Genomic DNA, 7,055 nt, shown 5'->3' on the forward strand with positions numbered 1-7,055 from the left:
GAACAGGTTCATCTGCTTCTGGTAGCGGTTGCCTTCCTGGATCATGTCGCCCGCGCCCAGCAGCAGCCCGCCACCGGCGAGCATGCTGGTGGCGGAGAGTCCGCGCCGGCCCGCACCGGCCGTGGCGCGTTGGAGCCGGGACATGGAGCGGGCCCCGTCGTTCCCGGCCGCCCGCAGGCCGGCACGGGCAGCTCCGGCGCTCGCCGCGACGCGGTTCAGATCGCGGACGGCGGCCCGCGTGGAGCGGTTCAGTGCCGTGAACTGGTGCGCGAGCCGGGCGCCGTTGGCATCGAGCCGGGCGAGGGAGCGGTTGGCGGCGGAGGTGCGGTCGGCCATGGTCCGCAGCTGTCCCGAAGCAGCGCGCGTTCCCGCGATGAGGTTGCGGACCTCGGCGCGCATCGCCACGGTCAGGGTGAACCCAGCCACCGCTACGTGCTCCTTTCCTGCGTCGTGCTGGTCGGGTCATGGCTGGCACGGGGCAGGAGCTGGACCTTGACCCCGTAGCCGGAGCGGTCGGTGGGGACGTGGTCGCGCTCCTGCTCGATCAGCTCGCAGCCCGGGCAGCGGAGGGTGTCGGTGACGTAGGCGTGCGGATCACCGCCGCGCCGGCGGTCCCACTCCGCCAGCCGGGTGTGGCACTCCGGGCACACGGTGCACTGCCACTGCGCCCAGGCCAGTGCCTTGGCGCGATCGAGCGCCGTCCACCGGCCGTCGCCGCCCAGCAGCCGCGAATGCGGGATGCGGTACCGCTCGCACACCTCCAGCTCGGCGCGCAGGTCCGCGTCGCGGCTCAGCCTTTTCCCAGGTCGACCCGGCTCTCCTGCTGTACTTGCCACGCCGCTTCCCACAGGAGATTGGCGTCGGGCGCCGACCAGGTCGACAGCAGCACGGCGGCCTCGTCCTGGCTCATCCCGTCGGCCGACGCCGCCGAGATCAGCGCCGCGGGGAAGCTGTCGGGGTTGAACACCGCGCCTTCCTCGGCCTGCTCGTCCGTCGGCGGGTGCGCGGTGATCAGCTCCTCCAGCACCGGGCGCGGCAGGGCCAGGAAGGTCAGGAAGTCGGAGGCGTCGTCCAGCGCCGCGCGGGCGGCCTGGCTGGCCGCTTCCGCGTCGGCGGCGCGTCGGGCTGCCGGTTCGTCGTCGGGTGAGGCTTCGGCGACGAACCGGGCCCGCTCCGCTGCCCGTTCGGCCTCGTCGGCCTTCGTGCGCAGCTGCTCGTCATCGCAGATCCGCAGTTCGTTGCGGGGCCGGGCGCGCTGGCGCAGGCGTTCCATCTTGGCTGCCCATGCCCCTTCCGCCGACGGAGCGGATGCGCCTTCGGTGGATGCGGGGCCCGGTGCGGGGCGGGCCACCGTCAGTCCTCGCCGTGCTCGTGGACGGTGGCGGCGGCCGCGCTGACGACGGTGAGGTCGACGCGCTCGTCCTCGCAGTCATCGGCAGGTGTCGGGAGGGTGTGGTACGCCTCGGGGACCACGGCGTCCAGGGTCGGTTCGTCGACGACGGTGAAGTCGACCTTGAACTTGGCGGCTTCGTTGCCGGTCGAGTACGTCGCGGCGCGGGTGGCGACCTGTACGGGGAAGAGGTCCATCGACCGGGAGCCGGGGATGTCGCCCTTGCGCAGCAGCGCGATCCAGCCCTTGGCCCCCTTGTGCAGCCGCTGCTCGATGGCGTCGGAGTGCTGGTCTTCGTAGAAGGTGAGGCTGGACTTCTCGGCCTTGTCGTTGCCGGGGATCGAGCTGTTGAAGGTCGAGCCCATGTCGGGGGTTTCGATCGGGTCGTTCTCCAGGGCCCAGCCCTCGATGTCGCTGACCGAGTCGGTCAGGTCGAAGCGGTTAGGGCCGTCGATCTCCGGGCGGGTGGGCCAGTTCGGGTCGGTGACCGTCGTGAGCCAGTAGATCTTGGAGATGCCGCGCCGCAGGAATCGGGTCTGGGCGGCAGGCTTCTTCGGGGACACAGGTCCGCTCCCACTTCTGGGGCAGCGTCCCGTGCCGAGGCCCTGCCCCTTGAACTCCAGGGGTGCGCCCGGCCTTGGCCTGGCGTCCGCGCGGGCCTCCGCGGTGAGGACAATCAGCTATGCGGCGGACGACACGGTGATCGTGAACCGCTGCACGTAGGAAACGATACTGCCTGCCGCCGACACAGACGGCTCGCCACCGCTGTCGTGCTCCAACTCCCGGTCGATGACCCGGGCTTCGGGAACTTCCAGGCCGTAGGCCCAGCGGTCGCCGCTGCGCCCCACCACGCCGTGGCGTACCCGGTCGGCGAGCCACTGCACCTGGTCGTCGCGTTCCCCCACCGACGTCACCTGGTAGGTCCACGCGGCGTCGGCGTGCCAGTCCCACAGCGGCGGGCCGCTGAACGTGGCGGGCAGGCTGTCGAGGATCGCGTACGGGACCGGAGCGGGCCGCCATTCACCCGCGGTCGCATCGAGGACGAGCGGCAGTTCCCCGATTCCGCACGGCCGGCCACTCGCCCGCGCGACGAGCGCCGCCAGGGCCCGCGTCACCGGCAGACGCTCAGCTGTCACGGCAGGACCCCGTCCGCCAGGGCCCGGAGGAATCCGGGCCGGGTCTGCTTCCACGCGGGCTCGACATGCGGGTAGGGCGGCTGCCGGTAGTGGCGGCCGAGCGCATCGACCCCGACGAAGCCATACTCCAGCCGCCTCGCCTGCGGCGCGTCGGAGTACACCTCCGCCGTGACCTGGCCTGCGCCGCCGCTCATCCGCACGTCCCACGACGCGCGGTACTGACCGGTGATGACCTGTGGCCCCGGCCGCCCGGAGGCGTTGCGCTGGATGCGTACGCGCAGCAGCATCGCGTGGTGGCGGGTGATCGTGCGGGTGCGGGCCCGAGCGGCCGGGCCGAGCCGGGCCAGCGCGGCCGCCAGCGCGATCGGGTCGCGGAACGCCGCCGCCTCCGGGTGCGCGTTCGGGTGCGCTTCGGCGGGCATCAGTCGATCACCTGCACTCGCACGATGCGCAGCACGCTGTAGGTGCCGACGGCGGTGTCCGAGACGCGGAAGCGGCGGCCGACGAGCTGCGGGTCGCGGGGCCCGCCGCGTCGTGCCGATCCGGCGACGCGGATCACGTCGTCCGGGCGCAGTTGCGGCGCCCCAACCGGCAGCACCGCCTGGTAGTCCGTGGTCGGCGGGGTCTGGGCGATTGCTCCGTCGAGGGGTTTGGTGATCGCGGGGCGGCCGAGCGGCAGCAGGGCGCCGAGCCCGTCCCAGAGCAGGACTTCGTCGGGCACCGGGGCCACCAGTGCGCCCGTCGTCTCGTCCAGTACGTCGTCGGTGCGGCCCGCGCTGTCGCGCCACGCCTCCAGCTTGTCGTCCAGGACGCGTTCGACGACCCGGCGCGCGCCGTCGAGGTCAAGCGCCACTGGCCCACTCCTCCAGCTGGGCCAGCATTGCCCGGGTCAGGGCGTGCGGGCCGCTGTCGAGGTCCAGGCGCGCCAGGGCGGCCGTCTCCAGCTCCACCGGGTCGATCGCCGCCAGGAACTGCGCCGCCGCCGGGCCGGGATCCGGCGGCCCCGCGACGCACACCCGCGCCGCCCCGGCCCACTCCACCTCGCTGTGGCCCGCGGCCAGGTGCACCAGCACCTGCGGCGGCTCCCCGGCGGTCTGGTCGATGCGGTAGGCGGCGACCTGCTCGCCCACCGGCCGACCGTCGATGTCGATGGAGGCGCGCTCGCCTCGCGCGGAGACCCGCACCTCATGTACTTCCTTGCTCTGGTCCATCTCATCGACCCTAGGGCCGGTGACGGACAACTCCGGCTGCACCGTGCACTGTCGACCTATGACGACGCCCTACACCGAGGCCGGGACCGCAGAAGGTGCCTGGACGCAGTCGCTGCGGCTGCCCGCCGCCACTTCCGTCGAGCAGGTCCACCGCGCGCTCGCGGAGCTGGCGCGCAGCTGGCCGGTGGCGGCCTTCCTGCCAGGGGAGGCCGACGAGCCGGTGGGCGAGGTGGTGCTGTACCGGGACCCGAGCCGCACCTACGGCACACCGGACACGTCGGCGTGTGACGCCGCCGTACGCCGCCTGGTCGCGGCGACCGGGTGGACCCCGGCCGCCGGGCGAGCCGACGACGGGGTGCTTGTCGGTCTCGGTCTGCGGGAGGGGTACGGCGCCGGTGCGCCGGAGCACTCGCCCGAAGAAGTCGCTGACCGTCTTCGCGTCGCCAGCGCCATGGGATGGCGCTGCCGTGCCGCCCGGCTCATATCCGCCAGGTTCGTTGACGACGCTGTTCGCTGGTACGCGGAGGACGGAGTCATTGTGCGCGCGGAGGACCGGCTGTTGCCCGCCATCGAGGAGGCCGCCTTGAGCTGTGCCCAGCAGCGGTACGTTGTGACCCACCTGGCCCACCAGCGAACGTATGTACTCCAGCAATGCACCAGCGGAGGCTTGCCGTCTTGAGCGTTCCGCTGATCAGTCGGAGCTCGCTCTGGAGGAGTGAGCGAATACCCGGTTCGCGCCCCTGCTGTGTCACATTGGGCGTGTGACTACCCAGCTCGTCGTCGACCTCAGAAGACAGCCTGTCGATGATGTCCTCAACCGAGTCGAACAGGGGTTCGGGACGCGGCTGAAGCGGAGCACGATGGTACGCAAGCGCCGCAGCGTGGGCGTGCGGACGGACCGTGGCACCTGGGTTCGGGTGGAGCGTCGTGCGGCAGGCCGGATTGACGGGCAAGGCTGGAACGGCACCGAGGTCGCGGATTCGCTGACGGGGATCGCGATGCCGCAGTGGCTTGCCGGACTGGCCTGGCGCGCCCCCGACGGCACGGCGGTATGGCGAGCGGATGAGACGACGCTGCTCCCGGACGTCCCGGTCAGGCCAGAAGGGGGCACGATCACCGTCGCGCCCGAGCTGGCGGACTCCTGGTGGCGGACGCTGAACTCATCGCTGGACGCACTCGCCCGGGCCAAGACGACCCGCGTGGCGACGCCGGACACCGTGACCATCACGCAGGAGGGCATCACCAGCCTGATCACCCACGTCTTCGGCGCGGTGGTGGATACGGCTGTCGATCGCTGGCACCCGGCACACGCTGACCTGAACTGGGCAAACGTCACCGGCCCGACCTGCTGCATCTTCGACTGGGAAGACTGGGGCGCAGCGCCGCGGGGGCTGGACGCCGCTTCGCTGTGGGCGGCGTCCCTGGCCGTGCCCGACCTGGCCGAACGCGTGCGGAACGAGCGGCGTGCGGACCTGGAGAGCCGGGATGGCCGGCTGATGATGCTGTTCGCCTGCGCGAAGATCGCCGGGCCCTGCGCCGACGCGGCTGACCCCAAGCTGGAGCCTGCCCGTACGGCGGCTCGGCAGCTCATCGCGGGACTTTGGTAACGATCGCCCGTTCGCGCAGCAGAGGGGCAGACATATGTACTCCGGCAGCGTGCGAGTTTGCCGTGTTGAATGACGTTGTTCAGTTGGCACTCGGCCCGGTGGCAGCGACGAGCTCGCGCACTCCTGGTACGCGGGGGTGGCGGGAGCGCAGGTCGGTGACGATCTTTCGGATCGATGGCCGGTCGCGGACCTCGCCCGGTGAGACGCGCAGGGCCAGCAGCAGTTCGGCGGCGGTCTGCTCGGCCTTGCCCCATTGCCACCAGGCACGCGCGAGGTCGGTGTGCATGCGTCCTTTGCGTTCGTGGGTGGCGAACTGATCCTCGTACAGCATGCGGCCGGCATCCAGGGCGGCTCCGGCGTCGCCGAGTGCCCAGCGGACGCTGACCTGGTAGAGCTTGGCCTGCGCCGGGGTGAAGGGGAAGAGACGGCCCTCGGCGGGGGCCCGGTCGGGGAGTCGGCAGGCGGCTCGGGCGGCTTCACCGAGCAGGGAGAGGGCCTGGCCGCGGTCGCCGGAGCGGGCCGCGGTGTAGGCGGTGGTGCACAGGATCTGGGCGTAGGCCGAGGTCTGGGCATCGGTCTTCAGTCCGGTGGCCTCGGTTCGGTTCGCCGCGTTCAGGATGAGGTCCTGGGCGGCGTCGGGCTGATCCTGGTGGCGCAGGACGATGCTCATCTCCCGTGCGGCGGCCACGGCCGCGAGGGGGGAGCCGGAGATGTCCGCGGTGATGGTGGCGCGGTCGGCGGCGCGCCGGGCCCGCTCGTACTCGCCGATTTTGACGAGGACTTCGGCCACCAGGCGGTAGCACGACGAGAGGCGGGCCAGGGCGATCTCGTCGCGCGAGCGGGCGGCGTCGTGGGCGTCGCCGAGAAGGCCGGGCAGCTCGGCGAGGAGGCGTGCGTGCTGTCCGGTGTCGAAGAGGCGGCGGGCGGCGGCCAGACGCGTGGCGACCGCGGGGGTGGTGGATCCGGTGGGGGCGGGCACGCCCGCGAGGGCGGTGTCCACGCCGGTGAGGAGTGTGAGGGGGGTCGCGAGAGTGGCGGCGGCGAGCAGGGTGCGGCGGCGCATGGTGTCCTCCTCGGCACAGCGTTCTTGCGCCGCAACTGTAGTGGCTGGGCAGGGCCCTAGTCCGAGCGACGCGGCCAGGACATGCATCGGCATGCCCACCCGGTCGGCGGCGTGTCGTAGGAGAGTCAGGTCGGCGTGGTGACCGTGGCGCTCCAGCCGGGAGACGGCCGAGGCGGAGCAGCCGAGGCGGGCGCCGAGCTCCGCCTGCCGCCAGCCGCGGTCCTCCCGGCCGAGGCGGATCAGGCCCCCGGGGTCGTGACGGGCGATGAGGGCGCGGGCCCGGTCGGTGCTCCACAGTGCGTCCGTGCTCATCTGGCCTCCGCACGCCGACAGCCGGGCAGTCTACCCACAGTAGTAGCTCCTTAACGTCACGTACACGGCGTGTGCGGGACCTGCAAACGCTGTGCGGGCAACGGCAGTTGACCACCGTCTGCGACCGTTCGGCGGTTTGGTGGACGTGCGGCCCCGCACTCAGCGTCGGGGCTCCGACACCCGGAGGACAGCATGGCGACAGCAGTCGAGACCCGCGTCCGCGACCCGCGGGACTACGTGGAGCCCGAGGTCTGGGACCGCGAGATCCAGCTCCTCATGCGCGACCACCCCTTCGACGAGGTCATGGCCGAGCGCCTGTTCGGCGCGGCCGTCTCC

Annotated in this window: 11 protein-coding genes; 2 read left to right on the plus strand and 9 right to left on the minus strand. The window is 72.1% G+C overall.

Annotation, left to right across the window (positions count from 1 at the left end; all coding sequences use genetic code 11):
- The 8 genes from ACFU99_RS26750 to ACFU99_RS26785 form a co-directional block, all read right to left on the minus strand.
- The coding region (locus ACFU99_RS26750) for a hypothetical protein (protein ID WP_384396451.1) at positions 1–426 on the minus strand (426 nt) is incomplete at its 3' end.
- A 2-nt stretch (positions 427–428) separates the two neighbouring features.
- Positions 429–836: a hypothetical protein gene (locus ACFU99_RS26755; protein WP_384396454.1), complete on the minus strand. Its 408-nt coding sequence runs from the start codon at positions 834–836 to the stop codon at positions 429–431.
- The gene (locus tag ACFU99_RS26760) at positions 791–1,273 is read right to left on the minus strand and encodes a hypothetical protein (protein ID WP_384396457.1); all 483 of its coding nucleotides are present in this window, start codon (positions 1,271–1,273) and stop codon (positions 791–793) included. Before ACFU99_RS26760 ends, ACFU99_RS26755 begins: the two co-directional genes overlap by 46 nt.
- A gap of 80 nt (positions 1,274–1,353) precedes the next feature.
- Positions 1,354–1,953, minus strand: coding sequence for a hypothetical protein (locus ACFU99_RS26765; protein WP_384396460.1), 600 nt, complete (start codon positions 1,951–1,953; stop codon positions 1,354–1,356).
- Between the two features lie 117 nt (positions 1,954–2,070).
- The gene (locus ACFU99_RS26770; protein ID WP_384396463.1) at positions 2,071–2,526 is read right to left on the minus strand and encodes a hypothetical protein; all 456 of its coding nucleotides are present in this window, start codon (positions 2,524–2,526) and stop codon (positions 2,071–2,073) included.
- On the minus strand, positions 2,523–2,948 hold the full coding sequence (locus tag ACFU99_RS26775) for an HK97 gp10 family phage protein (RefSeq protein WP_384396466.1): 426 nt from the start codon (positions 2,946–2,948) through the stop codon (positions 2,523–2,525). The genes ACFU99_RS26770 and ACFU99_RS26775 overlap by 4 nt, the downstream gene beginning before the upstream one ends.
- Positions 2,948–3,379 carry a DUF6093 family protein gene (locus ACFU99_RS26780; RefSeq protein WP_384396469.1) on the minus strand — a complete coding sequence of 144 codons (432 nt, stop codon included), beginning with the start codon at positions 3,377–3,379 and terminating at the stop codon, positions 2,948–2,950. Before ACFU99_RS26780 ends, ACFU99_RS26775 begins: the two co-directional genes overlap by 1 nt.
- Entirely contained in the window at positions 3,369–3,737 is a 369-nt protein-coding gene (locus ACFU99_RS26785) for a hypothetical protein (protein ID WP_384396472.1), read from the minus strand. The genes ACFU99_RS26780 and ACFU99_RS26785 overlap by 11 nt, the downstream gene beginning before the upstream one ends.
- A gap of 58 nt (positions 3,738–3,795) precedes the next feature.
- On the opposite strand from ACFU99_RS26785, the gene ACFU99_RS26790 reads away from it, so the two are divergent.
- Complete coding sequence (locus ACFU99_RS26790; protein WP_384396475.1) at positions 3,796–4,416, plus strand: hypothetical protein; 621 nt, start codon at positions 3,796–3,798, stop codon at positions 4,414–4,416.
- Between the two features lie 73 nt (positions 4,417–4,489).
- A complete protein-coding gene (locus ACFU99_RS26795) occupies positions 4,490–5,344 on the plus strand; it encodes a hypothetical protein (protein ID WP_384396480.1) in 855 nt (284 codons plus the stop codon).
- Positions 5,345–5,423: 79 nt separating this feature from the next.
- Here the strand turns inward: ACFU99_RS26795 and ACFU99_RS26800 are convergent, their stop codons facing one another.
- Positions 5,424–6,719, minus strand: coding sequence for a multiprotein-bridging factor 1 family protein (locus tag ACFU99_RS26800; RefSeq protein ID WP_384396478.1), 1,296 nt, complete (start codon positions 6,717–6,719; stop codon positions 5,424–5,426).
- Between the last annotated feature and the right edge of the window lie 336 nt (positions 6,720–7,055).

Origin of the sequence: Streptomyces sp. NPDC057654, assembly GCF_042800135.1 — a bacterium.
In the GTDB taxonomy this organism is placed as follows: domain Bacteria; phylum Actinomycetota; class Actinomycetes; order Streptomycetales; family Streptomycetaceae; genus Streptomyces.